The sequence below is a fragment of the Microbacterium koreense genome, from assembly GCF_042677105.1.
Classification (GTDB): domain Bacteria; phylum Actinomycetota; class Actinomycetes; order Actinomycetales; family Microbacteriaceae; genus Microbacterium; species Microbacterium koreense.
Genome location: NZ_JBHTIM010000001.1, coordinates 1,915,605 through 1,940,953 on the forward strand (window position 1 = coordinate 1,915,605; position 25,349 = coordinate 1,940,953).

At 67.0% G+C, this 25,349-nt stretch carries 27 protein-coding genes and 1 tRNA gene; 18 read left to right on the top strand and 10 right to left on the bottom strand.

Annotated elements, in window-relative coordinates:
- Window positions 1-17: 17 nt before the first annotated feature.
- Entirely contained in the window at window positions 18-431 is a 414-nt protein-coding gene (gene ndk / locus ACFQZV_RS08965) for a nucleoside-diphosphate kinase (RefSeq protein WP_378752700.1), read from the top strand.
- A 3-nt stretch (window positions 432-434) separates the two neighbouring features.
- On the opposite strand, the gene ACFQZV_RS08970 is transcribed toward ndk, so the two are convergent.
- Window positions 435-1,037: a vitamin K epoxide reductase family protein gene (locus ACFQZV_RS08970; protein ID WP_378752699.1), complete on the bottom strand. Its 603-nt coding sequence runs from the start codon at window positions 1,035-1,037 to the stop codon at window positions 435-437.
- A 285-nt stretch (window positions 1,038-1,322) separates the two neighbouring features.
- Here ACFQZV_RS08970 and ACFQZV_RS08975 point away from each other — a divergent pair, with 285 nt between their 5' ends.
- A complete protein-coding gene (locus tag ACFQZV_RS08975) occupies window positions 1,323-3,773 on the top strand; it encodes an Rne/Rng family ribonuclease (RefSeq protein ID WP_378752698.1) in 2,451 nt (816 codons plus the stop codon).
- 6 nt (window positions 3,774-3,779) lie between these two features.
- Here ACFQZV_RS08975 and ACFQZV_RS08980 read toward each other — a convergent pair whose 3' ends face one another.
- Complete coding sequence (locus tag ACFQZV_RS08980) at window positions 3,780-4,049, bottom strand: DUF4031 domain-containing protein (protein WP_378752697.1); 270 nt, start codon at window positions 4,047-4,049, stop codon at window positions 3,780-3,782.
- A gap of 240 nt (window positions 4,050-4,289) precedes the next feature.
- Here ACFQZV_RS08980 and rplU point away from each other — a divergent pair, with 240 nt between their 5' ends.
- From rplU to ACFQZV_RS09030, 10 genes are all read left to right on the top strand, one after another.
- Entirely contained in the window at window positions 4,290-4,598 is a 309-nt protein-coding gene (rplU, locus tag ACFQZV_RS08985) for a 50S ribosomal protein L21 (protein ID WP_378752695.1), read from the top strand.
- 18 nt (window positions 4,599-4,616) lie between these two features.
- The gene (gene rpmA, locus ACFQZV_RS08990) at window positions 4,617-4,874 is read left to right on the top strand and encodes a 50S ribosomal protein L27 (RefSeq protein WP_378752693.1); all 258 of its coding nucleotides are present in this window, start codon (window positions 4,617-4,619) and stop codon (window positions 4,872-4,874) included.
- A 113-nt stretch (window positions 4,875-4,987) separates the two neighbouring features.
- Complete coding sequence (gene obgE, locus ACFQZV_RS08995; protein WP_378752691.1) at window positions 4,988-6,496, top strand: GTPase ObgE; 1,509 nt, start codon at window positions 4,988-4,990, stop codon at window positions 6,494-6,496.
- Window positions 6,493-7,344 carry a glutamate 5-kinase gene (gene proB, locus ACFQZV_RS09000; protein ID WP_378752689.1) on the top strand — a complete coding sequence of 284 codons (852 nt, stop codon included), beginning with the start codon at window positions 6,493-6,495 and terminating at the stop codon, window positions 7,342-7,344. Before obgE ends, proB begins: the two co-directional genes overlap by 4 nt.
- A gap of 2 nt (window positions 7,345-7,346) precedes the next feature.
- A complete protein-coding gene (locus ACFQZV_RS09005; protein WP_378752687.1) occupies window positions 7,347-8,606 on the top strand; it encodes a glutamate-5-semialdehyde dehydrogenase in 1,260 nt (419 codons plus the stop codon).
- A 54-nt stretch (window positions 8,607-8,660) separates the two neighbouring features.
- Window positions 8,661-8,882: a hypothetical protein gene (locus tag ACFQZV_RS09010; protein ID WP_378752685.1), complete on the top strand. Its 222-nt coding sequence runs from the start codon at window positions 8,661-8,663 to the stop codon at window positions 8,880-8,882.
- A gap of 11 nt (window positions 8,883-8,893) precedes the next feature.
- Complete coding sequence (nadD, locus tag ACFQZV_RS09015) at window positions 8,894-9,490, top strand: nicotinate-nucleotide adenylyltransferase (protein WP_378752683.1); 597 nt, start codon at window positions 8,894-8,896, stop codon at window positions 9,488-9,490.
- A complete protein-coding gene (locus tag ACFQZV_RS09020) occupies window positions 9,487-10,692 on the top strand; it encodes a hypothetical protein (protein ID WP_378752681.1) in 1,206 nt (401 codons plus the stop codon). Before nadD ends, ACFQZV_RS09020 begins: the two co-directional genes overlap by 4 nt.
- Window positions 10,692-11,069, top strand: coding sequence for a ribosome silencing factor (gene rsfS / locus ACFQZV_RS09025; RefSeq protein ID WP_378752679.1), 378 nt, complete (start codon window positions 10,692-10,694; stop codon window positions 11,067-11,069). The genes ACFQZV_RS09020 and rsfS overlap by 1 nt, the downstream gene beginning before the upstream one ends.
- Window positions 11,070-11,138: 69 nt before the next feature.
- Window positions 11,139-11,211 (top strand) — tRNA-Ala (locus tag ACFQZV_RS09030).
- Window positions 11,212-11,315: 104 nt separating this feature from the next.
- Here ACFQZV_RS09030 and ACFQZV_RS09035 read toward each other — a convergent pair.
- The 5 genes from ACFQZV_RS09035 to ACFQZV_RS09055 are packed head-to-tail and all read right to left on the bottom strand — an operon-like array spanning window position 11,316 to window position 14,462.
- Complete coding sequence (locus ACFQZV_RS09035) at window positions 11,316-11,855, bottom strand: SMI1/KNR4 family protein (protein WP_378752677.1); 540 nt, start codon at window positions 11,853-11,855, stop codon at window positions 11,316-11,318.
- A 5-nt stretch (window positions 11,856-11,860) separates the two neighbouring features.
- The gene (locus ACFQZV_RS09040) at window positions 11,861-12,448 is read right to left on the bottom strand and encodes a GAD-like domain-containing protein (RefSeq protein WP_378752675.1); all 588 of its coding nucleotides are present in this window, start codon (window positions 12,446-12,448) and stop codon (window positions 11,861-11,863) included.
- Entirely contained in the window at window positions 12,445-13,032 is a 588-nt protein-coding gene (locus tag ACFQZV_RS09045) for a hypothetical protein (RefSeq protein WP_378752673.1), read from the bottom strand. Before ACFQZV_RS09045 ends, ACFQZV_RS09040 begins: the two co-directional genes overlap by 4 nt.
- Before the next feature lie 6 nt (window positions 13,033-13,038).
- Window positions 13,039-13,755 carry a hypothetical protein gene (locus ACFQZV_RS09050; protein ID WP_378752671.1) on the bottom strand — a complete coding sequence of 239 codons (717 nt, stop codon included), beginning with the start codon at window positions 13,753-13,755 and terminating at the stop codon, window positions 13,039-13,041.
- Between the two features lie 2 nt (window positions 13,756-13,757).
- The gene (locus ACFQZV_RS09055) at window positions 13,758-14,462 is read right to left on the bottom strand and encodes a WXG100-like domain-containing protein (RefSeq protein WP_378752669.1); all 705 of its coding nucleotides are present in this window, start codon (window positions 14,460-14,462) and stop codon (window positions 13,758-13,760) included.
- Window positions 14,463-14,578: 116 nt separating this feature from the next.
- Here ACFQZV_RS09055 and ACFQZV_RS09060 point away from each other — a divergent pair, with 116 nt between their 5' ends.
- Entirely contained in the window at window positions 14,579-16,261 is a 1,683-nt protein-coding gene (locus ACFQZV_RS09060; protein WP_378752667.1) for an acyl-CoA dehydrogenase family protein, read from the top strand.
- A 43-nt stretch (window positions 16,262-16,304) separates the two neighbouring features.
- Window positions 16,305-17,519 carry a glycoside hydrolase family 3 N-terminal domain-containing protein gene (locus ACFQZV_RS09065; protein WP_378752665.1) on the top strand — a complete coding sequence of 405 codons (1,215 nt, stop codon included), beginning with the start codon at window positions 16,305-16,307 and terminating at the stop codon, window positions 17,517-17,519.
- Here ACFQZV_RS09065 and ACFQZV_RS09070 read toward each other — a convergent pair whose 3' ends face one another.
- Genes ACFQZV_RS09070 through ACFQZV_RS09080 form a run of 3 tightly spaced genes read right to left on the bottom strand, consistent with a single transcriptional unit; the run spans window position 17,520 to window position 19,978 of the window.
- A complete protein-coding gene (locus ACFQZV_RS09070) occupies window positions 17,520-18,239 on the bottom strand; it encodes an SOS response-associated peptidase (RefSeq protein WP_378752663.1) in 720 nt (239 codons plus the stop codon).
- Between the two features lie 28 nt (window positions 18,240-18,267).
- Window positions 18,268-19,305, bottom strand: a complete 1,038-nt coding sequence (locus tag ACFQZV_RS09075) for an App1 family protein (RefSeq protein ID WP_378752661.1) — start codon at window positions 19,303-19,305, stop codon at window positions 18,268-18,270.
- Window positions 19,306-19,309: 4 nt separating this feature from the next.
- Window positions 19,310-19,978, bottom strand: a complete 669-nt coding sequence (locus tag ACFQZV_RS09080) for a DedA family protein (protein ID WP_378752659.1) — start codon at window positions 19,976-19,978, stop codon at window positions 19,310-19,312.
- Window positions 19,979-20,019: 41 nt separating this feature from the next.
- Between ACFQZV_RS09080 and pabB the strand changes: the two genes are divergently transcribed.
- The 4 genes from pabB (at window position 20,020) to ACFQZV_RS09100 (ending at window position 25,191) form a co-directional block, all read left to right on the top strand.
- Entirely contained in the window at window positions 20,020-21,300 is a 1,281-nt protein-coding gene (gene pabB / locus ACFQZV_RS09085) for an aminodeoxychorismate synthase component I (RefSeq protein ID WP_378752657.1), read from the top strand.
- A gap of 52 nt (window positions 21,301-21,352) precedes the next feature.
- Window positions 21,353-23,941 (top strand): leucine--tRNA ligase, encoded by a 2,589-nt coding sequence (gene leuS / locus ACFQZV_RS09090; RefSeq protein ID WP_378752655.1) that lies wholly within the window; start codon window positions 21,353-21,355, stop codon window positions 23,939-23,941.
- A 91-nt stretch (window positions 23,942-24,032) separates the two neighbouring features.
- Window positions 24,033-24,632: a helix-hairpin-helix domain-containing protein gene (locus ACFQZV_RS09095; RefSeq protein WP_378752653.1), complete on the top strand. Its 600-nt coding sequence runs from the start codon at window positions 24,033-24,035 to the stop codon at window positions 24,630-24,632.
- A 19-nt stretch (window positions 24,633-24,651) separates the two neighbouring features.
- A complete protein-coding gene (locus tag ACFQZV_RS09100; protein WP_378752651.1) occupies window positions 24,652-25,191 on the top strand; it encodes a YaeQ family protein in 540 nt (179 codons plus the stop codon).
- Window positions 25,192-25,349: the final 158 nt, after the last annotated feature.

Consider the following 25,349-nt stretch of genomic DNA (forward strand, 5'->3'; position numbering starts at 1 on the left):
ACGGAACGGAACAACGCATGGCCACCGAAGAGACCCTCGTTCTCGTCAAGCCCGACGGGGTCGCGCGCGGCCTCACCGGCGCGATCCTCGCCCGTATCGAGGCGAAGGGATATGCCCTCGTCGACATCCGCCTCGTCGAGCCGGATCGTTCCCGCCTGGAGGAGCACTACGCCGAGCACGAGGGTAAGCCGTTCTACGAACCGCTCCTCGAGTTCATGATGTCCGGCCCGTCGGTCGCCATCCGCGTCGCAGGCAATCGTGTGATCGAGGGCTTCCGCTCGCTCGCGGGAACCACCGACCCGACGACGGCGGCGCCCGGAACGATCCGCGGCGACCTGGGCCGAGACTGGGGCCTGAAGGTGCAGCAGAACCTCGTGCACGGCTCGGACAGCACCGAATCCGCCGCGCGTGAGCTCGCGATCTGGTTCTGACGCTCAGAAGAGGTTGCTCAGTACGTCGAGACGGAGCTGCGCGATGATCGCGATGATCGCGTAGCTCGCCACGGCGAGAAGCGGCACCCAGCCCATGAGGCGCTCCGCCCCGGTACGCACGGCCACCGGCACCGGGATGATCCCCGATCGCAGGGTGTGAAGGAGCACCGCATAGAACGACGGGATCGTCACGACCCATGTGACCATGCACCAGGGGCACAGGGTGAACAGTTCGAAGATGCTCTGTGAGATCAACCACACGACGAAACCGAACGCGAAGGTCATTCCACCGAGGAAGAACCACCAGAACCACGGTGCGAACCGTGCGCGCGCGAGGATCGCGAAGCCCACGACGATCGGCGCGACCCACCCGGTGAGTCCGAGGATCGGATTCGGAAAACCGAAGACGCTGCCCTGGAACGACTCGAGGTTCGCCGTGCACTGCACGAGGATGCTGAAATCGCAACCCGCGGTCGCGTTCGGGTCCATCAGGAGACGGAAGCGCTCCATCGTGAGCGAGAACGCCGCCCACCACCCGATGACACCGGCGATGATCAGCCACACGGCGAGTGCGGTCGGGCGGGTATGCGTCTGGCGTTGCGGCATGCACCGATTATTCCAACGGCGATGCGTCTCAGAGCCCGAAACGGGCCGCGAGAACCTGTGGATCGTCGATGAACCACATTCTGCGGGGGATAGTGCGATAATGATCCGGGATGCGTCGCGGCCGCGCCGTGGACGCATCACGACAAGACTTCAGGGCGATGACCGCCCTCGCAGCCTGAGCCTTGGGCCGGTTGCAGACCGAGTGAGTTCGCGGCACCGCCAGTGCGTCGCCGCAAGAGATTTCGCCGGGCGACGCGCGGTGCGCCCGCTAGGAGTACGCCAGTGATGGCCGATGATACCCACGCAGATGAGAATGAGACCACGACGACGGATGCGGCCGGTGCCGCCGAAGCGGTCGTCGCGCCCCTGAGGTCCGAAGACGTGGCGCCAGAGCCCCTCGAGGGCCCCGACGTGGAGGTCGCCACCGACACCCCGCCCCCGGCAGGCGCCGCAGAGGCTGCGTCGGTTTCCGCCGAACGCGCCGAACCGACCGCCGAAGAACCCGCCGCGGAGGCCGGGGAACCGCCGGCGGCGGAGGCCGCAGCGGAGGCCGCCACGCCCGAACACGGTGAGACGTCGTCCCGGGTTGACGGACCGGAAACGCCCGCGAAGAACGGTTCGGAACCTGGCGCGACGACTGAGAAGGTCGAGACCGCTCCCGAAGAGCCGCAGGCGCCGACCGCGGTCTCCCTCGGGTTGATTCCCGAGGTCTTCGTCTCCAGTGTGTCGACGGCGCTCCACTTCTATGCGCCCGAAGTGACGCCTCTTCCGGCACGGCCCGGCAGGCCCTCCTCCGACGAGGACGCGCAGCAGCCGCAGCAATCCTCCGGGTCTTCGCGCCGCCGCGGCCGCCGCAAGGGCGACGGGCGGGGTGACGGAGCGAACGAGCAGCCGGGTTCGCACCGGCAGCGTGCGGTCGAGGTCATCACCGAGCCGCAGCGCATCAAGGGGTCCACCCGACTCGAGGCCAAGAAGCAGCGGCGCCGTGACGGTCGTGAGGCCGGTCGCCGGCGTGCCGTCGTCACCGAGGCGGAGTTCCTCGCGCGCCGCGAAGCGGTCGACCGCGTCATGATCGTGCGATCGAAGAACGGCCGCGTACAGATCGCCGTGCTCGAAGACGACGTCCTGGTCGAGCACTACGTCGCGCGCAATCAGGACGCGTCGCTCATCGGCAACGTCTACCTCGGTCGCGTTCAGAACGTGCTGCCGAGCATGGAAGCCGCCTTCGTCGACATCGGACGTGGTCGCAACGCGGTGCTCTACTCCGGCGAAGTCGACTGGGACGCCGTTGAAACGGGTAATCAGCCTCGTCGGATCGAGTTGGCACTCAAGAGCGGCGACAAGGTGCTCGTGCAGGTCACCAAAGATCCGGTCGGACACAAGGGCGCCCGCCTGACCAGCCAGATCTCGCTTCCAGGCCGGTACCTGGTCTATGTGCCAGGCGGTGCCATGAACGGCATCTCCCGCAAGCTTCCCGATACCGAGCGCGCGCGTCTGAAGAAGATCCTCAAGGAGGTGCTGCCCGAGTCGTCGGGCGTCATCGTGCGCACCGCCGCCGAGGGGGCCACGGAAGAACAGCTCACCCGTGACGTGCAGCGCCTCACGAACCAGTGGGAGCACATCTCATCCCAGGTCGATTCGCTGCAGGCTCCGGCTCTTCTTCACTCGGAGCCCGACCTGCTGGTCAAGATCGTGCGCGACGTCTTCAACGAAGACTTCACCCGCATGCTCATTCAGGGTGAAGACGCGCACTCGACGATCACGTCGTACCTCGCAAGCGTTGCACCCGACCTGCTCGAGCGCGTCGAGGTCTACGAAGGCGACACCGACCCGTTCGACGCCCACCGGATCACCGAGCAGATCGAGAAGGCCCTCGATCGCAAGGTCTGGTTGCCCTCGGGCGGTTCGCTCGTCATCGACCGGACCGAAGCGATGACGGTCGTCGACGTCAACACGGGAAAGTTCGTCGGCTCGGGAGGAAATCTCGAAGAGACGGTCACGAAGAACAATCTCGAGGCCGCCGAAGAGATCGTCCGCCAGTTGCGTCTGCGCGACATCGGCGGCATCATCGTCGTCGACTTCATCGACATGGTGCTCGAATCCAACCGTGACCTGGTTCTGCGCAGACTTGTCGAATGTCTGAGCCGTGACCGCACGAAGCACCAGGTCGCCGAGGTGACCTCGCTGGGCCTCGTCCAGATGACCCGCAAGAAGCTCGGTCTCGGGCTCCTCGAGACCTTCAGCGAAGGTTGTGAGGTCTGCGCCGGCCGCGGCATCATCGTGCACCACGACCCGATCGTGAAACACCGCAATGCGTCGTCATCCTCCGGCGGACGTCGGCAACGCGGCGGAAACGGTGGTGGCGCCGGCTCGTCGTCGACGTCGAACGGTTCGGGCACGCACGTGATCACCGAAGGCGCCAAGTCCGCTCTCGCGCAGATCGCCGCATCGACGATCCACCACGAGGAGCAGGCGCCGGATGCGCAGGCTGCCGAGCCCGTCGAGGCGCCTGAGGTGAAGGAGCGGAAGGACACCGGGAACGAGCGGCCCAAGAAGCAGCGCAAGAAGCGCAAGGACGCCCCGCCGACGTCTTCGAAGACGGAGAAGGACCTGCTTCTGGACTCGGTGCTCGAGGCTCTCCCGGAGCCGAAGGCGCCGGGTCAGGGCCGCGCGCGGCGGCGGGTCACGACGGCGGCGCTCACCGGAACGCCGGTGGCGCCTCAGACGGGGGAGTAGCCCCCGTCACGCTCGCCGCTCGCGTGCGGTCACGCGCAGCCCCGAGGCGATGAGTCGGCGGACGAGTTCATGACCGTCTACGTGCTGGGCGCCGGCCGCGACGAGCTGCGCGTGCATCTCGCCCGGCACGTCGTAGTGGTCTCTGTCGAAACCGCGTCGGGGGATTCCCTGTGATGCGGCGAAGGCGTGAAGTTCCTCCAGGTCGCTGTCGCTGATCAGATGCGACCACAGGCGCCCGTGCGCAGGCCAGCGCGGGTCGTCGATGAGGATCGTCATCCCCGCATCCTATTCATGGCCGTGCGGCACGCGGGTCGAGGCGTGCTTTTGCGGGAGGTCCCGGCATCCGGTAAAGTAGTCCTTTGGTGCGTCACGTCTCGCTGGCCAAGAGCGACGACGCAGAGCACGCCCCGAGCGTCGGAAGACATCCGCCGCACGTGGTGAGCGTCCGCACCAGGACTTTCCTCGTCTCATTAGACAATCCGGAGCGCCCGCTCCCCAGACGAAATCAGGTGTGAAGTGGTTTACGCAGTTGTGCGAGCCGGTGGCCGGCAGGAAAAGGTCGAGGTCGGCACGATCGTCGTCCTCGACCGTCAGGCTGCGTCGATCGGCGACAAGATCGAGCTCCCGGCCGTCCTCCTCGTCGACGGCGACGCCGTGACGACCGACGCCGACAAGCTTTCGAAGGTCAAGGTCACCGCCGAGGTTCTCGGCGAGCTTCGCGGACCGAAGATCGTCATCCAGAAGTTCAAGAACAAGACCGGCTACAAGAAGCGCCAGGGGCACCGCCAAGACCTCACGCGCGTCAAGATCACCGGCATCAAGTAAGTCCAGGGAGACGCAGAGATGGCACATAAGAAGGGCGCAAGCTCCACCCGTAACGGTCGCGACTCCAACGCTCAGCGACTGGGCGTGAAGCGCTTCGGCGGCCAGGTCGTCAACGCCGGCGAGATCATCGTCCGCCAGCGCGGGACGCACTTCCACCCGGGCGCGAACGTGGGTCGCGGAGGCGACGACACGCTGTTCGCCCTCGCCGCGGGCGCGGTCGAGTTCGGCAACAAGGGCGGCCGTAAGGTCGTCAACATCGTCGCCGCAGCGGAATGACATGATCAGGCCCCGCCGTCGACGGCTTCGGTCGTCGCGGTGAGGGTCAGCGAAGGGGTGGGCCAGGAGCTCACCCCTTTTCGCGTTCGTACGACAGGTTGAGGAGAACACCCATGGTCACATTCGTCGACCGCGTGACGTTGCATCTTCGCGCGGGCAAGGGTGGCAACGGCTGCGTCTCCGTGCGTCGCGAGAAATTCAAGCCCCTCGCCGGGCCGGACGGCGGCAATGGCGGGCACGGCGGTGACGTGGTGCTGGTCGCCGATCCGCAGGTGACGACGCTGCTGTCCTATCACCATTCGCCGCACCGTGCGGCCGGCAACGGCGGCTTCGGGATGGGTGACAATCGTTCGGGTGCCGCGGGCGAGCCGATCGAGCTGCCCGTGCCCGTCGGCACCGTCGTGAAGGATGCCGCCGGCGAAGTCCTCGTCGACCTCATCGAACCGGGAATGCGTTTCGTGGCTGCGCCCGGCGGCCAGGGCGGCCTCGGCAACGCAGCCCTCGCCAACCCCAAGCGCAAGGCTCCCGGTTTCGCCCTTCTGGGTACTCCCGGGTGGGAAGGCGACGTCTACCTCGAGCTCAAGACCGTGGCCGATGTCGCACTCGTGGGTTTTCCGTCGGCGGGCAAGTCGAGCCTGATCGCGGCGGTGTCGGCGGCGCGTCCGAAGATCGCCGACTATCCGTTCACGACCCTGCATCCGAACCTCGGCGTGGTCCAGGCGGGCGACGTGCGTTTCACGGTGGCCGACGTCCCCGGGCTCATCGAGGGTGCCAGCGACGGCAAAGGGCTCGGTCTCGAGTTCCTCCGCCACGTCGAGCGTTGCACCGCTTTGGTCCATGTGCTCGACTGCGCCACACTCGACCCCGGACGGGACCCGCTCAGCGATCTCGACGTGATACTCGCCGAGCTGGCGGCCTATCCCGTCCCCGAAGGTCAGACGCCGCTTCTCGACCGTCCCCAGCTGGTCGCCCTGAACAAGGTGGACGTTCCCGAAGCGAAAGATCTCGCCGATCTCGTGCGGCCCGATCTCGAAGCCCGGGGATTCCGGGTGTTCGAGATCTCGACAGTCAGTCGTGAGGGTCTGCGGCAACTGACCTTCGCGCTCGGCGACGTCGTGGCGACGCATCGTGCCGAACTCGCCGACGCCCCCGCGGCACCGCGTGTCGTGATTCGGCCCAAGGGTGCGGAGCGCGAGTTCACCGTGCGGGTCGAAGGTGGTTCGTACGGCACGTACTACCGCATCCTCGGCGACAAGCCGGTGCGCTGGGTGCAGCAGACCGATTTCCAGAACGAGGAAGCCGTCGGATTCCTTGCCGACAGGTTGGACAAGCTCGGAGTCGACGACGCACTCTTCCGCGCCGGGGCCACGCCGGGCGCGGCCGTCGTGATCGGCGAAGGTGACGGCATCGTCTTCGATTGGGAGCCCTCGCTGTCGTCGGCGGCCGAAGTCATGGTCGCGCCTCGGGGCACCGACCCCCGTTTCGCGCCCAGCAATCGTCGGACGTCGTCGCAGCGCCGTGAGCAGTATCACGAACGGATGGATGCCAAGGCCGAAGCGCGGGCGGAGCTCGAAGCCGAACGTCTGGCCCAGCAGGGGCGGACCGACGAGGACGATCGGTGAAGGCTCGGGAGCGCGCCGACATCGCGCACGCACGCCGCGTGGTGGTGAAGGTCGGGTCTTCGTCGATCAGTGGGGATGCCGCGCATCGCATCGACACGATCGTCGATGCGATCGCAGCCGCCCACGGCGGTGGCGTGGAGATCGTCCTGGTCTCATCCGGTGCGATTGCCACGGCGATCCCGTTCCTCGATCTGGGTGGACGCCCCAACGACCTCGCGACCCAGCAGGCAGCCGCCGCTGTCGGGCAGAACGTGCTCATGTGGCGCTATCAGACGTCCCTCGACCGTTTCGAGGTCTTGGCTGGTCAAGTGCTCCTCACCGCCGGTGACCTCGAGAATCCGACCCACCGGTCCAACGCGCGCCGCGCGATGGAACGGCTCCTGGGCCTGCGCATCCTCCCCATCGTCAATGAGAACGACACTGTCGCGACACACGAGATCCGGTTCGGCGACAACGATCGCCTCGGCGCGCTGGTGGCACAGTTGATCGACGCCGACGCGCTCGTGCTCCTCAGCGACATCGAGTGTCTCTATACGCGGCCACCCGACGAGCCGGGTGCGCAACCTATTCGTCGTGTGGCGTTCGGGGACGATCTCCAGGGTTTCGAGTTCGGCTCTGTCGTCGTCAACAGCGTCGGAACCGGCGGCGCGGCGACCAAGGTCTCGGCGGCCCGCCTCGCGTCGGCGGCAGGAATCGGTGTGCTCGTCACGAGCGCCGACCTGATCTCCTCGGCCCTCGCCGGTGACGACGTCGGCACGTGGTTCGCGCCGAACCCCGCGCCCGCAACGGGCTCCGCCACCGGTCCCATTCGGGCGGCGAATGCCGCGCTCCCCGCCGATAGGCTGTGACGATGACCATCACCGCCACCACGGCACGCGAACGGATGCTGCTGGCGAAGGACGCGTCGCTCCGTGTCGGCCTGCTCGACGACGCGGCGAAGCAGCGCGCTCTCCGGGCGATCGCCGACGCTCTCGAGTCGGCCACCGGTGACATCGTCGCGGCGAACGGCGACGACCTGTCCCGAGCGGTCGCTTCCGGCCTCTCTCCGGCGATGCAGGACCGCCTGCGTCTGGACGCGCCGCGCATCGCGGCGCTGGCAGATGCGGTGCGTGCGGTCGCCGACCTCCCCGACCCCGTCGGGCGCGTGCTCGACGAGCGGACCATGGCCAACGGCATTCGACTGACCAAGGTGGCCGTCCCCTTCGGCGTCGTGGGGTCGATCTACGAAGCGCGCCCGAACGTGACGGTGGACATCGCCGCGCTCGCGCTGCGGTCCGGGAACGCCGTCGTCCTCCGGGGCGGAACGGCAGCCGAACTCACCAACGCGCAGCTCGTCCGCGCGATGCGCGGAGCGTTGCGCGCGCAGGGCATCGACCCCGAGGCGATCCAGACGGTCGACGACTTCGGTCGCCCGGGCGCGCGTGAACTCATGCAGGCCCGCGGGATCGTCGACGTCCTGGTGCCGCGTGGCAGCGCCCAGCTGATCGAGACCGTCGTGACGGAGTCATCCGTCCCGGTCATCGAGACCGGCGCCGGCGTCGTCCACGTCTTTCTGGACGCGAGTGCCCCGCTGGAGCGTGCCCGTGCGATCGTGGTCAACGCGAAGGTGCAGCGCCCCAGTGTGTGCAACTCGGCTGAGACCGTCCTGGTCCACCGTGAGGCGGCGGCGACGCTCGTCCCCGCGATCGTGAGTGCGCTGCAGGCAGAAGGTGTCGTCGTGCACGGCGACGATGAGGTCGGGGCCCTGGCATCCGATGTCGTCTCGGCAACCGAAGCGGACTGGGCGGCCGAATACCTCGGTCTCGAGATCGCGATGCGCGTCGTCGACGATCTGGATGCGGCACTGGCTCATATCCGCGAGTACTCGACCCACCACACGGAGTCCATCGTCACCGACGATGACGCCGCCGCCGAACGGTTCTTGGCCGAGGTCGATTCGGCCGTGGTGATGACCAACGCCTCGACGCGCTTCACCGACGGAGGCGAGTTCGGCTTCGGTGCCGAAGTCGGAATCTCCACGCAGAAGCTGCATGCCCGCGGCCCCATGGGGCTCCCTGAACTGACGAGCTCCAAATGGCTCGCGCGCGGCTCGGGACAAGTTCGCACCTGACCGCCTAAACTGGACGCGCGCCGAGTGCGCGAGTGAACCCGAAACGGAGCCCGAATGAGCCACGCCACGCTTATCGCCCTTGCAGCCGAAGCTGAACACCACGGCAATGTGCAGCTGGAGACCCTGTGGTACGGCATCGTGGCGGTCATCGTGTTCGCGGCGTTGGCCCTGGTGACGCTGTCGTACCGCAACGTCGCCAATCGTCACTCGGGCAAGGCCGAGGCGTACGCGAAGGCGCATGCGAATGACGTTCAGCACACGGGGCACGGCCACTAGGGCGCGACTGCATGGCGGTGACACGTACCCCGAGGATCGGGGTGATGGGCGGGACGTTCGATCCCATCCATCATGGTCACCTCGTCGCGGCCAGCGAGGTCGCCGAATCGTTCGATCTCGACGAGGTCGTGTTCGTGCCGACGGGGCAGCCCTGGCAGAAAGCCGAAGTCACGGCAGGGGAGCATCGCTACCTCATGACTGTGATCGCCACGGCGTCCAATCCGATGTTCACCGTGAGCCGGGTCGATCTGGAACGCACCGGACCGACCTATACGATCGACACATTGCGAGAACTGCGCCAGGAGCGACCGGATGCCGAGCTGTTCTTCATCACCGGCGCTGACGCCATAGCGCAGATTCTCAGCTGGAGGGACCATGATGAGCTGTGGGACCTCGCCCACTTCGTCGCCGTGTCACGCCCTGGCCATGTGCTCAACACCGCAGGACTGCCCAGCGACAACGTGAGTCAGCTCGAGATCCCCGCCCTCGCGATCTCGTCGACGGATTGCCGCGAACGAGTGGGTGACGGCCACCCGGTGTGGTATCTCGTCCCCGACGGCGTTGTGCAATACATTGCGAAGCACCACCTCTACCGGAGCAAGGAATGACAACACCCGAGCAGCCGGACACGCCTCCGCTCACCAGAAAGCAGTTGCGGGAACTCCGCAACACGGGCGCCGCGCCCATCGTCTCGCCGGAGCCCACGCCGACGCCATCGGCCGAGCATCCCGCTGACGATACCTCGCAGGCCCAGGATGCCCGTCCCGAACCCACGCCCCTGCCACATGCGGCCGAGCCCGCTGCGGTTGCGCCCGCACCTGAGGCCGACGCCTCTGTCGACTTGGCCGCGTCGCCCTTGACGCGCCGTCAGGCCCGTCAACAGGAGCGCATCCGCACCGCCTCGGTGCCGGTCATCGCCCCGCAGGAATCCTCGGATGCCACGGATTCCGACGCCGCGTCGGCGCCGGGTGAGCCGGACATCGTCGAAGAGGTTCCCGCATCCGTCGAGACGCCAGCCGACGAACAGACCGCGACCAGCGCGATCCGCGAACTTTTCGCCCCCGCATCCGACGATGAGGCCGAAGAGGTCGTCGAGGGCATCACGGTCGTCGACGATATGGCCGACGGCGGAGCCGTCGCCGACGAGCTGGATCATGACGAGCTCGTCGCCGACGAGGTGACCGTCATCGACACCGTCGAGCCTGATGCGGCATCCACAGACTCCGACGACGAGTCGGAAGCGACCGGCGACGCACCTGCGTCCGATACCGTCGCGGGCGACGACGAGTCTCCGGATGCCGACGCAACCGTGCGCCCGACCGTCAACCCGCAGCTCGGTGCAGATCTCGCGACGAAAGAACCCGTCCGCGTCGACCTGCCGCCGTCGTTCGACGACCTGCTCGCTCAAGGAACGACCGGGTCGATCAGCGCTCCCAACGCGCTCATCCTCTCGCAGACCACCGGCGACCTGCCGATCGTGAGTCCCATCTCGTCGACAGGCGAAGTCCTCGTCACCGGAACCTTCGGGCTGCCCGAGGGCCTCGGCTCGACCGGGCATGCGCCTGGAACCGCCGACGGACACGAGGCGGACGCCGTTCTGGTCGACGGTGAGCTCCCGGCGCATTCCTCGCCGACGCCGATCGCGGCGAGCGCCGCTGTCAGCACCGTCAAGGGCACCAGCGACGTCATAAAGCCCCCGCCGCCCGAGAAGGGTGGACGTCTGATGATGTGGCTCGCGATCACCGCCGGGGTTCTGGCGCTGGCGCTGGTCGGTGTGCTCATTCTCGCCTTCGTGAACGGGGTGTTCTGATGACTGCCGCCGAAACGACCCACGAAATGGTGCGGATCGCCGCGGAGGCCGCGGACGCGAAGGGTGGCGAAGACCTCGTCGCGCTCGACGTTTCGGAGCCGCTGCCGCTCGTCGATGCCTTTCTCGTCGTGACCGGCCGCAACGAGCGCAACGTCGCCGCGATCGCCGACGAGGTCGAGGAGCGCCTGCTGGCCGCGGGGCACAAGCGCCTGCGCCGTGAGGGGCGCCAGGAGTCGCGCTGGGTCCTGCTGGACTTCGGTGACCTGGTCGTCCACGTCTTCCACGAGCAGGAGCGCGTGTTCTACGGCCTCGAGCGCCTTTGGAAGGACTGTCCTGTGATCACCGTGGACGTGGCCCAGCCGTCGACACAGGCCTGAGCCGGTTCGGCACGCCTCACCACATGTAGTAGGATTGTGGAGTTGCCTCGAGCGATCGGGGGAGCATCTGGGCCTGTGGCGCAGCTGGTAGCGCACCTGCATGGCATGCAGGGGGTCAGGGGTTCGAGTCCCCTCAGGTCCACCGAAAATCCCCGGTCGGGGGCGGTTTCACTCCGTCGCCGCCGGGGATTCGTCGTCCCGCCCGTGGTGCTGTGTCACGGCGTATCCACTCGGGCTACTCCATGTTCACGCCTGGTAGCGTCCGGCTTCGAAGTCTTCGAGGTTGCGCTGTGTGTAGGTGATCGTTGAGTCGATGTAGGAGGCGAAGGACTCGAAATCGTCGATGACGCCAGAAGGGTCGAGCACGATCACACGTCCGAGGACGCGACCTTCCGTGATCGGCATCGCCGAGAACAGCGGCATCTCAAGGTCCACGGCGATCGGGAGAACATTTGCCGATGTGAAGCCGGCATCTCTCGCCTGTGGCGGAGCGGAATCGATCCACGTGGTGAATGCACTCCTGTGCGGACCTCCCGCGAGTTGATCTGTGCTCAGCAGATCTTGCGTTTCGAAGAACGCTCGCCATCCGTTGGCCGTGGCCAGAAACGACCGGTGTTCCTCGCCGAGTCCCATCCCGATCACGGACTCGAGTGCATCCAGTTGATCCTCGGTCGCGCCCACCGCGGGCAGTGTGTAGGGAAAGAGACGGTCCTTGTCCAGGCGCGCGATCTGCTCCTTCTGGCGCACCAACGCCGTGATCCGGCGGTGCCACTTGTGCTCGGTCACGCCACTCAGTGTCCGATGGTGCCTTGAAGGTCGACCATCAGCTGGATGGCCGTGAGGGTTTGGCGTTTGTGAAGGTTCTCGACGTGCGCAGGGCCGCCGAGCGAGAGCAGGGGGACGAAGATGAAGGACTCGTCGAAGGGCAATGGTCCATGGGCGGTGACGGCGTCGGGGAAGATGTCCCAGTTCAGAGTTTCTGACAGATGCTCGGCACCATCCATGCGGGTGAGTGCCAAGAAGGTTCGGGCCGCGCCCAACCCGACCCCGCGTCCTTCGCGGAAGAGAAGGCAGACCAAGCCGCCAAGACTCGGTTCCCACGTGATGAGGTCGCCCAGGCCGGTCACCATGAGGGGGATGGAGACGCCGTCACCTTGGGTCTTGCCAATGCAGTCGCCGATAGCGGCCTCGTACTCGGCGGGGTTGATCACCCGGAGGAATCCCTCTCCGAAAGTGCCATATCCGTAGTTCTCCCAGATCTCGATGATCTCATCCGGCACGCGTCCCCGATATGCCTCAATCATCTCCGCCTCGACCGCTGAGTGCCCCACGAAATCGGCGATATCCGCGCCGCCCGTGCCGAGGCGCGGTGCGGTCATGCGTGTGTGTCGGGGTGGAAGAACGCATCCCACTCGCCGAAGGCGGGGATATCGAACCAGTTGGCGGATACGTCGACGTCTTGGAACTCGCGGGTCTCGACGTCGGCTGGCTGCCCGAATCCGCGGTTGGTGACCTGCTCTTCTTTCGCGTATCCGTCGGTTCGGAAGTCCATCGAGACCTGGCCGGCGGCCTGGCCTCTTCGGTAGAAGCGGTCATCGTCGGGGTATGCGTACCAGGTCACTCCGCCGAGGAACACTCGGTGCTCGTCGCCGGTGTACGGCTCGAGGTTCGAAGGGTCGTAATACGCGCCCCAGACGTAGTCGGCTTCGATGGATCCCTGCGGTGTGAGCTTCTGCAGAGACACTCCGTTTGCCCGGGGACACATCTGGAGGTAACTCACGGGACGGTCTTGGTCGGCATCCAGGCGCACGATGCCGAACCAGTCCTCACGTCGTGCGGCGTCGAGTTCATACCGAGCTCTCGCCTCGGCTTCCGTCAGCTCGGTGCTGAACAATCCCCAGCGCTTCTTCGGATGCTCCGGACCTGCCCCGACTTTGTCCGTATAGATGTAGCGATGCGTCATGGTGCCTCAGTTATACACGTTGCCGAGGACATCGCGGATCGTCACGGGCGGCTCCGCACCGTTGGCGTGCGCGATGATCGCCGGTGGAATGGGGGAGTCTGGGTGAGGCACGGGAATCTCAAGGATCGGATCGCCGCGAAGGACCTCGCCGCCGGCGATCGCCGCGCCCGCTGGGTACTTCTGACTGATCTCGTCGATGTACGACATCGCCGTCTCTGGACGCACGCTACTGAGGTCAGAGTGCTTGCGTGAGACGATCTCGGCGCCGGATATGTACGAATCCAGACGCTTGCCGCTTTCGAGTACCACTTCGTTCTGCGGGTACCGGTGGTGGTTCTGGTAGTTGAACTGTTGACCCTCGGCAAGCCTGCGCCGCCATGCCGGCAGGTCGGTGCGGTCGAGGAGGTCGTTGAGCCAATCGGGGTTGCGAGAGCGGTCGATCGGGGGGTTCGTCGCGGACGCGTCTTTGTGCCCTGACGATGTCGCCGGGCCGTCATCGGTGTCGTTGCGCCCCTGCGATGTCGCGGGTCGGTTATGCGTGTCGTTCCGCCCTGACGATGTCGCTGGGCCGTCGTACGTGTCGACCTCGTTCACGCCGTCGCGGTTGCGGCGTTGCGTGGTGCGAAGACCCCGGAGCATGTCGCCGAGTTGACGCCCGTGAACGGGTACATCGTCCAACGCGCGCAGCATCGGTCTGATCAGTTCGTCGCCCACCCGTGCCATGGTCAGTCCCCTGTGATGTTCAGGCCCGCCAGATCGGTCGACAGCCGATCCATCAGGGATTCGATGTCGGATGCCCGAAGATCCAGCTCCTCTTCCGCTTGCTCGAGCGCTTCAAGGTCTGCGTAGAACTCGTCGGGATCCCCGGCGACGGCTTCGACGACCGGGGCATTCAGGGCGGCCATGATCACCCCGGGAAGCTCGTCGGCGAGCGGCTCGATGACCATCGGCAGCACCTGGTTCAATGCCTGTTCGATGGCGATGTCGACGGCGGCATTGAGCAGCTTTTTCTTCAGGATCAGCATGGGGCCGGCTCCCAGCGCGCTGATCGGGTTGGTGAGCATCGCGACGAGCGTGATCATGGTCGCCGTGACGTCGGCGATGACTTTCACTTTGAGGCCGAGCACGACGCCGGCGGCGACATCCATGCCCGTGGGGACCGGCGCCATCAGATCGAGAAGGCGCTGCAGGTTCTGCGAACGGTTCGTGTTCCAGGCCGAGACGAAAGCGGGACCGGCCTGCCCGCGCATGGCCGCGGCGAGGTCGCCGTTGACCTTGCGATCGACCGCTTGGATCGATTCTTCGAGGTCGTCGCGGAAGTGAGCGATGATGTGTGCTCCGCGGCGAAGCTCGTCCTCGTCCACGTCCGGCCACTCGAATCCGAGCTTCTCCATCACCCAGATGAGCTCGTTGGGCAACATCATCCCCATCGCGGACCCCCTCCGCGGTCGACGCTACCCACGCGTGTGCTCGGACCGCCATGGGTAGGGCTCCCCATCGGCGTAGGGCGTCGCGACCGGCGGAGCCGCGCGATAGCGTGAAGTCCATGACGTCGACCTCGTTCTCGCGCGGACAGCGGATCATCGGAGCGGCCACCCACTATGTCGACAACCAGCCTCCGTGGCGCGTCGACGTGAACGAGTTCGCCGTGAACACCCCGCTCGTCCAGGCGGTCGACGCCTTCGGTGCCGGGTGGGCGCGGGACGAGCTCGACGAGGCAGGCAGTCACGTCGGTTCGCTCGATTTTCAGCGCGACGCGGTTCTGGCCAACACCCACACGCCGGTTGCGCACGCCCACGATCGCTGGGGTTTCCGCCTCGACGAGGTCGAGTACGACCCCTCGTACCACCGCATCATCTCAGCGGCGATCGCGCGAGGTGCCCACACCTCGGCGTGGGCCGATCCGCGCCCGGGAGCGTCCGTCGCACGAGCGGCGATGTTCATGTTGTTCGCGCAGGGAGAGCCGGGGCATGCGTGCCCGGTATCGATGACACACGCTGCCGTAGCGAGCATCGAGGCTTCACCTCGCCTGGCCGACGAGTGGCTGCCGCGTCTGTACTCTCGCCAGTACGACCCGCGCCTGCGGCCTCCCCCCGAGAAGACGAGTGCGCTCATCGGCATGGCCATGACGGAGAAACAGGGTGGGTCCGATGTCCGCGCCGGCACGACGCGAGGCGTGTACATGGGCGGCAGCACCTATCAGCTGAGTGGCCACAAGTGGTTCTGCTCAGCACCCATGTCCGACGGATTCCTCGTGTTGGCGCAGACGACCCGCAGCGGCAAGGAGGAGGGTCTGACGTGTCTCTTCGTCCCGCGCCTGCTTGCGCATGGTTCGCGCAACGTCTTCCGCATCCAACGGCTCAAGGACAAGCTCGGCAACCGGTCGAACGCGTCCGCCGAGATCGAACTCGACGGCACGGTGGGGGTCGTGATCGGAGAGCCCGGCCGCGGGGTGCGGGCGATCATCGAGATGGTGCAGCGCACGCGTCTGGATTGTGTGTTGGGCTCGGCGGCGGGGATGCGGCAGGCCGTCGCCGAGGCGACGTGGCACGCGCGGGGCCGCGAGGCGTTCGGGGCACCGTTGGTGGACCAGCCCGCCATGACCGCGGTCCTCGCCGATCTGGCACTGGAGTCCGAGGCCGCGATGTTGACGGGGATGCGGCTTGCCCAGCTCTTCGAGGCATCCGCGACGGAGTCGGAGATCGCCCTGCGGCGCCTCGCCACGCCCGTCGCCAAGTACTGGGTGACCAAGCGCGGCCCGCATCACGCCTATGAGGCTTTGGAGTGCCTGGGTGGCAACGGGTACACGGAACAGTTCCCCCTCGCGCGGAGGTACCGGGAGCAGCCGGTCATGGCGATCTGGGAGGGATCGGGCAACGTCATCGCGCTGGATGTCCTGCGTGCCCTCACACGGGACCCCGATTCTGCCGAGGCTTTCGCCGGGGAACTTCAGCACACCCGCGGCGCGTCGACCCTGCTGGACTCGCACGTCCAGCGCACAATGTCCCTTCTGGCATCGCTCGCGGATGCCCCCGAGGAAGCTCAGACCCAGGCGCGCCGGGTCACGGAAGGCCTCGCACTCGCTCTGCAGGCGTCGTTGATGCTGCAGCACGCACCGAGTCTCGATGCCGAGACGTTCATCGCCGCCCGTCTGGGCGAGGATCGCGGTGCAGAGTACGGGGTGTTGCCGCGGGGCACGGACGCAGCGTCGATCGTCGCTCGCCACTGACGTGGTCGGTGGCCGTCGAGGTGCGCCGCGTACCCTGGCACGCATGACGTCGTCGACGATGCGCCGAGCCTTCACCGCCACCGTCGTCCTCGCGGTCGCGGGCGGAGTCGGTGTCGCGGGACCCGTCTCGGCCAGCGTCGATGACGTGCCGACGGCCGATGCCGCGGGCACGGTGACGATCGCACCGGCCGTGGGCGATGAGCGGGTCGCGCAGGCGGGGCAGCTGGTCTCGGGGATGTCGACGCGCGAGAAGGCGGCCACCGTCGTGATGGGTCACCTTCCGGCCACGGACGCGTCGGCGTTGCATGACTACATGGCCGACAGCGGCATCGGGGGATTCATCCTGATGGGCGCCAACATCCCCGCGAGCGAAGACCAGCTGCGTGCGATCACCACCGCGCTCACCGTGGATCCCGCGCTGCCGCCGCTCATCGCGATCGATCAAGAAGGCGGTGACGTCTCGCGCCTGCCGTGGGACGGCTTCCCCTCTTCTGTGACGCTCAAGACGGATGCGCCCGCGGCCACCGAGCTCGCCTTCGCGGGACGCGCCGCGCTTCTCGAGCGGGCCGGGATCGGCGTGAATTTCGGGGTGGTGGCCGACGTCACCTCCGACCCCGGTATGTTCATCTATCGGCGGGCGCTGGGAACGACGCCGGATTCGGGAGCGTCGCACGTCGCCGCCGCCGTCGAGGGCGAGGCAGGAAGTGCGTTGTCGACCTTGAAGCACTTTCCCGGGCACGGAGCGGCTCCGGGGGATTCCCACACGGGGATCCCCTCGACGGGGATGTCGAAGGATGCCTGGCGCGCCGCGGACGGCGTGCCGTTCGCGGCGGGGATCGATGCAGGGGCCGAACTGCTGATGTACGGACACCTCACCTACAGCTCGGTGGACTCCGTCCCCGCGTCGCTGTCGGCGCCGTGGCATCGCATCGCGCGGGAGGAGCTTGGGTTCGACGGCATCGCGATCACCGACGATCTCGGGATGCTGCTGTCGTCGGGAGTCCCCGAGTACTCCGACCCGATCGCGAACGCGGTCACGGCGATCGCCGCGGGAAACGACATGGTGTTGGCGGTGGTGGGGTCGAACGCCGGTACGGCCTCGCGGATGGCCGACGGCATCGCGGCAGCTGCCGAGAGCGGCGCGCTCTCGCAGGAACGCCTGGACGAGGCCGCAACGCGCGTGGTCGCCCAGCGGCTGGCCCTCGCGGCGGAGGGTCGGGCTCTCATCCCGTGCGCGTCGTGCGCACCGGTCGACTGATCAGTCCGCGACGCCGGCCGGCTCGATGAGCTCGGGCGAGTCGTTGCGCACGTTGCCCACCGCGCGTGAGACGACATGTTCGTCCAGGGTCTCGGCAACGCGCGGTGCTGCGTCGACAGCGGCGTCGAGGACGTCGCGAACGTTAGTGGTAGCCGGATCTAGCCACGCGTCGGCATGGTCGACGTCGAGGAACAGCGGCATTCGGTCGTGGATCGATCCGAGATGCCCGATGGATGCACGGGTCAAGATCGTGAAGCTCAACACCCACCGTTCGGGATCATCGTCGGGTTTGGTGGCGTCTTTCCACCACTCGTAGAGTCCGGCGAAGAACAGCGCAGAGCCGTCACCCGGGTGGATGTAGTGCGGGGTCTTCACGCCGTCGACGGTCGTCCACTCGTAGTACCCGGATGCCGGCACCACCGCGCGCCGCTTGTGGAACGCGGTGCGGAACATGGGTTTGTCTTCGAGTTCTTCGGATCGGGCGTTGAACGCGCGCGCGCCAATCTTGGGGTCTTTCGCCCACGGCGGGATGAGCCCCCAGCGGGCCGTCTCGAGGCGGCGGGTCGGAGGATCCGACTTCGCCGAGTCGAGCACGATCGCGACGGGTGAGGTCGGCGCGATGTTGAACGACGGGGCGGGGAGATCGTCGCCCTCGATATCGATTCGGAGCACTCCGACCAGGTCTGACCCCGCGCTGGCCACGACGAACCGTCCGCACATGCCGCCAGCCTATTCGCGGCATCCGACATCAGTCGTCGAGCACGCCCGCTTCTTCCAGCCGTTCCAACAGGCCCGCACCGTCGTTGTCGGTGACCCAGGGGATTCCGGCGGCGGAATGATCGTTCACGGCGGTTCGACCCCCGGCGAGAACCGCCTCGGCGGGGGAGAGTCTGCGGATCGCGACGCCCACGACGTTCTCGGGGTGCTCGCTGGTGAACCGTGTGTACAGCTCGTCGTCGTGTTGACCGTCGTCACCGATCAACAACCACCGGACGTCGGGGAACTCTCGCGCGAGTCGGCGCAGATTGTCGGCTTTGTGCTCGCGCCCGCTGCGGAACCATCGATCGTGCGTCGGACCCCAGTCCGTCAGCAACATCGCACCGGACGGAAAGAGATGACGACGCAAGAACCGCACGAGCGTCGGTGCGATGTTCCAGGCGCCGGTCGACAGGTAGACCACGGGAGAACCGGGGTTGTCTCGCACGACGCGTTCGAGCAACACGGCCATGCCCGCCACTGGCTGACGCGCGTGCTCGTCGACGATGAACGAGTTCCAGGCGGCGAGGAGGGGTCGGGGGAGCGCGGTCACCATCACGGTGTCGTCGACATCCGATACGACTCCGAACCGGATGTCCTCGTCGACGATGAACGTGCGCGACTCGACGGGGTCGCTGTCTTCCACCGACATGGTGAAGGTCTGCCAGCCGGCATCGAGCGTGGCCGGAAGGACGGCGTCGATGACCCCGCCCCGGTCCGAAACGACCTCGTGGGTGACGTCGCCGATCGTGACGGTGACCTGCGCGTACCCGATCGGGACGGAGGCGAAGCTGCGCCATCCGCGCACGCTGGAGTACTCGCCGGGGTTGCGCTGTGGCATGGGCGGCACGATCAGCACGCGACCCAGAACCCGCACCCATCCGCTCCCGCCGTAGCTCGGGAACGGTGTGACGCTGGGGGTCAACCCGCGGGCGCGTGCGCGTCGCTCGCGCCACGCATGGAGGTGGTACTCGAGGCGGGCGAGCCACAGGATCTTCGGGCGAGGGCTCTCTCGTGTCGTCTCGGGCACGCCTCTAGTGTTCCACGTCGTCGTGTGCGGACTCGGCGTGTTCGAGGTGTCGACGCTCGAGGCGGTGGATGATGCGTTTGCCGACGAGCACGACGATCAAGAACACCACGATGACCGCGACGAAGATGTAGGCGGCGTAGTGAAGCTGGTCGGCCAGTTCGCGATACGTCCCCGCCGCCAGCGACGAGACCGAAATGTACAGACCCGCCCACAGCACGCACGCCGGCGTCGTCCACGCGAGGAACCGGCGGTAGGAGTACTCGCTCATGCCGACCGTGAGCGGAACGAGTGAGTGGAGGACGGGAAGGAAGCGCGACAGGAAGATCGCGGGACCACCGCGACGCTGCACATAGCGTTCGGACCGATCCCAGTTGTCGCGTCCGATCCATCCGCCGATTCGGGACGCGCGGATGCGGGGTCCGAGGAGGCGCCCGAGCCAGAATCCGATGCTCTCGCCGGCGAGAGCGCCGACGACTACGACGATGCCCAGGACAACGCCCTCCCACACCGAACCGACGGCGGTGCCCGCGACGATCACGACGGTGTCGCCGGGCACGATGAGCCCGATCAGCACGCTGGTCTCGAGCATGATCGCCAGCCCGGCGATGAGCGTGCGAACGACAGGATCCACGCCCTGGACCGCGTCCAGGAGCGTCGACAGCAGATCGTTCACGCCATGAGCCTAAAGGTCTCGCTTGGCCCTAGCCTGAGAGCGTGCCGCTGGATGTCGTGCCCGTGCGCGCGTGGGTGGATCCCGCGCGCGTGTTCGCCGCCTTCGCGCGCATCAGCGCGCACGTGTTCTGGCTCGACGCCGGACCCGAGGCGATGCAGGGGTGGAGCTGGGTCGGGATCGGAACACCTGAGCACGATCCGGAGCGGGTCCGTGCCGTCCGGATCGATCGGACGCAGGAGCCGCGCCGCGGAGGGCCGTTCCGTGGTGGATGGGTCGGCTGGCTCGGATACGAGGATGCCGCGACCCGTGCGGGTGCCCCGGCATTTCCCAGTGACGAGGCGACGGCTGCGACCTGGGTGAGGGTGACGCGCTTCGTCGCGTTCGACCACCGTGCGCGGAAGGTCTGGTCGTTCGGGGGGCCGCTGCCTCAAGCCCCGTTCGATTTCGATGACGTCGACGGCGCATCCCGGCAGGCGTCGGCGCGCCACACGCCTGATGAGTACGGAGCACTGATCGGGCGGTGTCGCGCTGCGATCCGCGAGGGGGATGCCTACCAGCTGTGCCTGACGACGCGGTTCACCGTGGACGGTGACGTCGATCCCGTGGCGGTCTACTCTCGACTGCGTCGCGCCACTCCTGCGCATCACGGCGGGGTCGTCATCGCGGGCGACACGGCGCTGGTCAGCGCGAGCCCGGAACGCTTCCTCGAGGTGTCCGACGGCACGGTGCGCACCCGTCCGATCAAGGGCACGCGTCCCCGGGGCGCCGACGCGGACGCGGATGCGCGGCTGGCGGACGAACTGCGTGAGAGCGAGAAAGAGCGCGCCGAGAACGTCATGATCGTCGATCTGATGCGCAACGACCTGTCGCGTATCTGCGCCCCTGCCTCGGTCGCCGTCGAGTCCCTTCTCGACATCGAGTCCTACCCGGCAGTCCATCAGCTCGTCTCTACCGTCTCGGGGCGTGCGCGGCCCGAGACGACAGTGGGGGATCTGCTCGCAGCGACGTTTCCCGCCGGCAGCATGACCGGTGCCCCCAAGCTCTCGGCGATGACGATCCTCCATGGGCTCGAGAAGGCGCCCCGCGGGGTCTTCGCGGGCGCCTTCGGCTGGGTCGGCGACGACGGCGCGCTGGATCTCGCGATGGTGATCCGCTCGATCGTCACCCACCCCGGCGGTGCGTACGTCGGGGCGGGTGGGGGCATCACGTGGAGATCGGATGCCGCATCCGAAGTCGCCGAAGTCGCCGTGAAGGCGGCAGGTCCCCTCCGTGCGCTCGGCGCCGAACTCCCGACGGGCTGGCAGTCGCGGCTGTTCGGCTAACCTGGAGGATGGCGCTCCGCGCCCCTCCGGCATCCCACGATTGGTCCTTCACGTGAGTCAGACTGCGCCCTCCGACACCACCGCGCCCGGCGACGGGTTCGACGCCCACGCCATCGAGCAGAAGTGGCAGAAGCGTTGGGAGACAGCGGATCCGTTCCGCGCCGGTGGCGAGGGCGACACACGTCCGCGCAAGTACGTCCTGGCGATGTTCCCTTATCCATCGGGTGACCTGCACATGGGTCACGCGGAGAACTACCTGTATTCCGACATCGTCGCGCGTTTCTGGCGTCACCGCGGGTACAACGTGCTGAATCCCATCGGCTGGGATTCTTTCGGTCTGCCGGCAGAGAACGCCGCCATCAAGCGCGGCGCAGACCCGCGCGAGTGGACGTACGACAACATCGCACAGCAGAAGGCGGGCTTCCGGTCTTACGGTGTGTCCTTCGACTGGAATCGGGTACTGCACACCAGCGACCCCGACTACTACCAGTGGAATCAATGGCTCTTCCAGAAGCTTCACGAGCGGGGGCTCGCATATCGTAAGGACGCGTCGGTCAACTGGGATCCGGTCGACCAGACCGTTCTTGCGAACGAGCAGGTGCTCCCTGACGGGACATCTGAGCGCAGCGGCGCCGTGGTGGTGAAAAAGAAACTCGAGCAGTGGTATTTCAAGATCACCGACTACGCCGATCGTCTGCTGGATGACCTGAATCAACTCGAAGGTTTCTGGCCGCAGAAGGTCATCCGCATGCAACGCAACTGGATCGGACGCTCTGTCGGTGCCGACATCGAGTTCGAGATCGAGGGGCGCGACGAGCGGGTCACGGTGTTCTCCACCCGCCCGGACACGCTCCACGGGGCGACGTTCTTCGTCGTCGCCCCCGACAGCGACCTGGCCGCCGAGCTCGTCGCGGGAGCCGATGCAGAGGTGCAGGCGCGCTTCGCCGCATACCTCGACAAGGTGCAGAAGCAGACCGACATCGAGCGGCAGAGCACCGACCGGCCAAAGACCGGTGTCTTCCTCGGTCGCCACGCCATCAACCCGATCAACGGCGAGCGCCTTCCGGTGTGGGCAGCGGATTACGTGCTCGCCGACTACGGACATGGCGCGGTCATGGCCGTCCCCGCGCACGACCAGCGCGACCTCGACTTCGCGCGCGCCTTCGACCTTCCCGTCAAGGTCGTCGTCGACACGACCGCGCCGATCACCGGCGCGATTCCCGTGATCGAGCTCGACGAAGACGGGGTACCGATCGATCCGCGTGGCGACGATCCGGCCCTGGATGATCTTGATCCCGCGAAGACGGGTGTCGCCCTCACCGACGACGGGCGGATGATCAACTCCGGCTCCCTCGACGGTCTCTCCAAGCGCCACGCGATCGCGCGGATCACCGAGGAACTGAAAGCCAAGGGGCTCGGTGGCGCGGCGAAGTCCTACCGTCTGCGCGACTGGCTGATCTCACGGCAGCGCTTCTGGGGCACGCCGATCCCGATGATCCACACCGAGGACGGCCGGATCGTGCCCGTCCCGGAGGACCAGTTGCCGCTCACGCTGCCAGACGCTCAGGGGCTTGACCTCAAGCCGAAGGGCACCTCGCCGCTGGGCGCTGCCACAGACTGGATCACGACGACGGACCCTGAGACTGGGCAGCCGGCACGGCGGGACCCTGACACGATGGACACCTTCGTCGACAGCTCGTGGTACTTCCTGCGCTTCCTCTCACCCGGGGACCCCTCGGAGGCGTTCTCGCCCGCCGAGGCCAGGAAGTGGGCCCCGGTCGACTTCTACATCGGCGGCGTCGAACACGCGATCCTCCACCTGCTGTATGCGCGCTTCATCACCAAGGTGCTCTACGACATGGGAATGGTCGACTTCACCGAGCCGTTCTCGAGCCTCATCAACCAGGGGATGATCATCCTCGGTGGCGCGAAGATGTCCAAGAGCAAGGGAAACCTGGTGGTGTTCCAGGACGAGCTCGACGCGCACGGCGCTGATGCGCTCCGCGTGGCGCTCGCCTTCGCCGGTCCGGTAGAGGACGACAAGGACTGGAACGACGTCTCGACGACCGGGGCACAGAAGTTCCTCGCCCGCGCGTGGCGTGTCGCGAAGGACGTGACCAGCGAGACCGACGTGGTGTGGAAGGACGGAGATCCGGCACTGCGCCGCGTGACCCATCGGCTTCTCGCGGATGCGCCCACGCTGGTAGAGCAGACCAAGTTCAACGTCGTCGTGGCACGCCTGATGGAGCTTGTGAACGCGACCCGCAAGGTGATCGACACGGGGGCCGGGCCCGAGGACCCTGCGGTGCGCGAAGCCGCAGAAGCCACCGCGATGATCCTCGATCTCTTCGCGCCCCACACCGCCGAGGAGATGTGGGAGATGCTCGGCTATGAGCCTTTCGTCGGCCTGGCGACATGGCGAGCCGCCGACCCGACGCTGCTCGTCGACGAATCGGTCACCGCGGTCGTGCAGATCGACGGCAAGCTGCGGGCGAAGATCGACGTCGCTGCACGGATCGAGTCCGACGAACTCGAACGTCTGGCACGGGCCGATGAGCGCGTCCAGCGCGCGCTCGGCGATCGCGAGATCGTGAAGGTGATCGTGCGCGCGCCGAAGATCGTGAGCTTCAGCACCCGCTGATCGCACCCTCCCCAGGGCCGCCCGGCGTCGGGGTTTACGCTCGGGTGAGCGACGCCTATGACGTGACACCGCGCGGTCATAGCCTGACGCCATGACACCCGGCGACCCCACCTCACCGAGACGTCGTCTCGGCTTCGGTGCCGCCGTCGTGCTGGTGCTCGGTGTGCTCGCCGTCACCGTCGCGATCGGCGTCGTGCGTTCGGCAACCGCGCCGATGGAGCACGTGGTCTACGAGGCGACGCCCGCGTCCTCTCCTCCCGCGAGCGATAATGAGGTGTTCGTCCATGTTTCCGGGGCGGTCGTGAATCCGGGCCTCTACGCACTGGAACGGGATCAGCGGGTCGTCGATGCGATCGCCGCGGCAGGGGGGTTCGCGCCGGACGCGCAAGAGGGTGGGGTCAACCTCGCTCGCGCGGTGAACGACGGCGAGCTGCTCGTGGTTCCGCGGGTCGGTGAGGAGACCATCGACGCCGGGGGTGCGGGCGGAGTCATCGCCGATGGGCGGGTCAATCTGAACACCGCCGACATCGCCGCGCTCGAGACGCTCCCTCGCATCGGGCCGGCGCTCGCGCAACGGATCGTCGAATGGCGTGAAGCGAACGGGGGGTTTCGGGTGGTGGAAGACCTTCTGGCCGTCTCGGGAATCGGCGACAAGATGTTCGAGAGCCTTCGTGAGCTGGTCTTCGTGTGAACGCGTAGGCTCGATCCCCATGGCCATCGGTGCAACCGTCCACGTGTTCGACGTCACTCTCGCCGACATCGACCGCGGCGTGTATGAGGATCTGACCGTGCGGCTCGCGCGGCATCCGTCCGAGACAGACGCATTCTTGCTCACACGTCTGCTGGCCTACTGCCTCGAGTACGACGAGGGCATCGCGCTCAGTGACGGAATCGCCGCGACCGACAAGCCGGCGGTATCCATCATGGATGCGACAGGGCACGCGCTGGCGTGGATCGAGGTCGGCGCACCCGATGCCGCGCGCCTGCACACCGGCAGCAAGAGCGCCGAGCGGGTCGCGGTCTACACCCACCGCGACCCCCGGAAGGTGCGCGCGGCCCTCGCCGGAAAGAAGATCCACCGTGCCGAGGAGATCGTGCTCACGAGCTTCGATCCGGGGTTCATCGATTCGGCCGTCGAGACGCTTGAGCGCCGCAATACCGCGACGCTTTCGGTGACAGAGGGCCAGGCCTACCTCGAGATCAACGGTCGTTCCCTCTCGTCCCCCCTGCATCGCGAACCGATCGTCTGAGCACGGCTCCTCCCCGGCAGGCATCGCGATGATGCGTTCCCCATGATCGGGGTAGGCAGGGCACCGACGAGGCGCCGGCCCGTACCGTGCGCGTATGTCCTCCCTCGGCGCGCGTCTGCGCCTTCTGCCGGTCGTCGCGCTGGCGTGGGGCGCCGCCG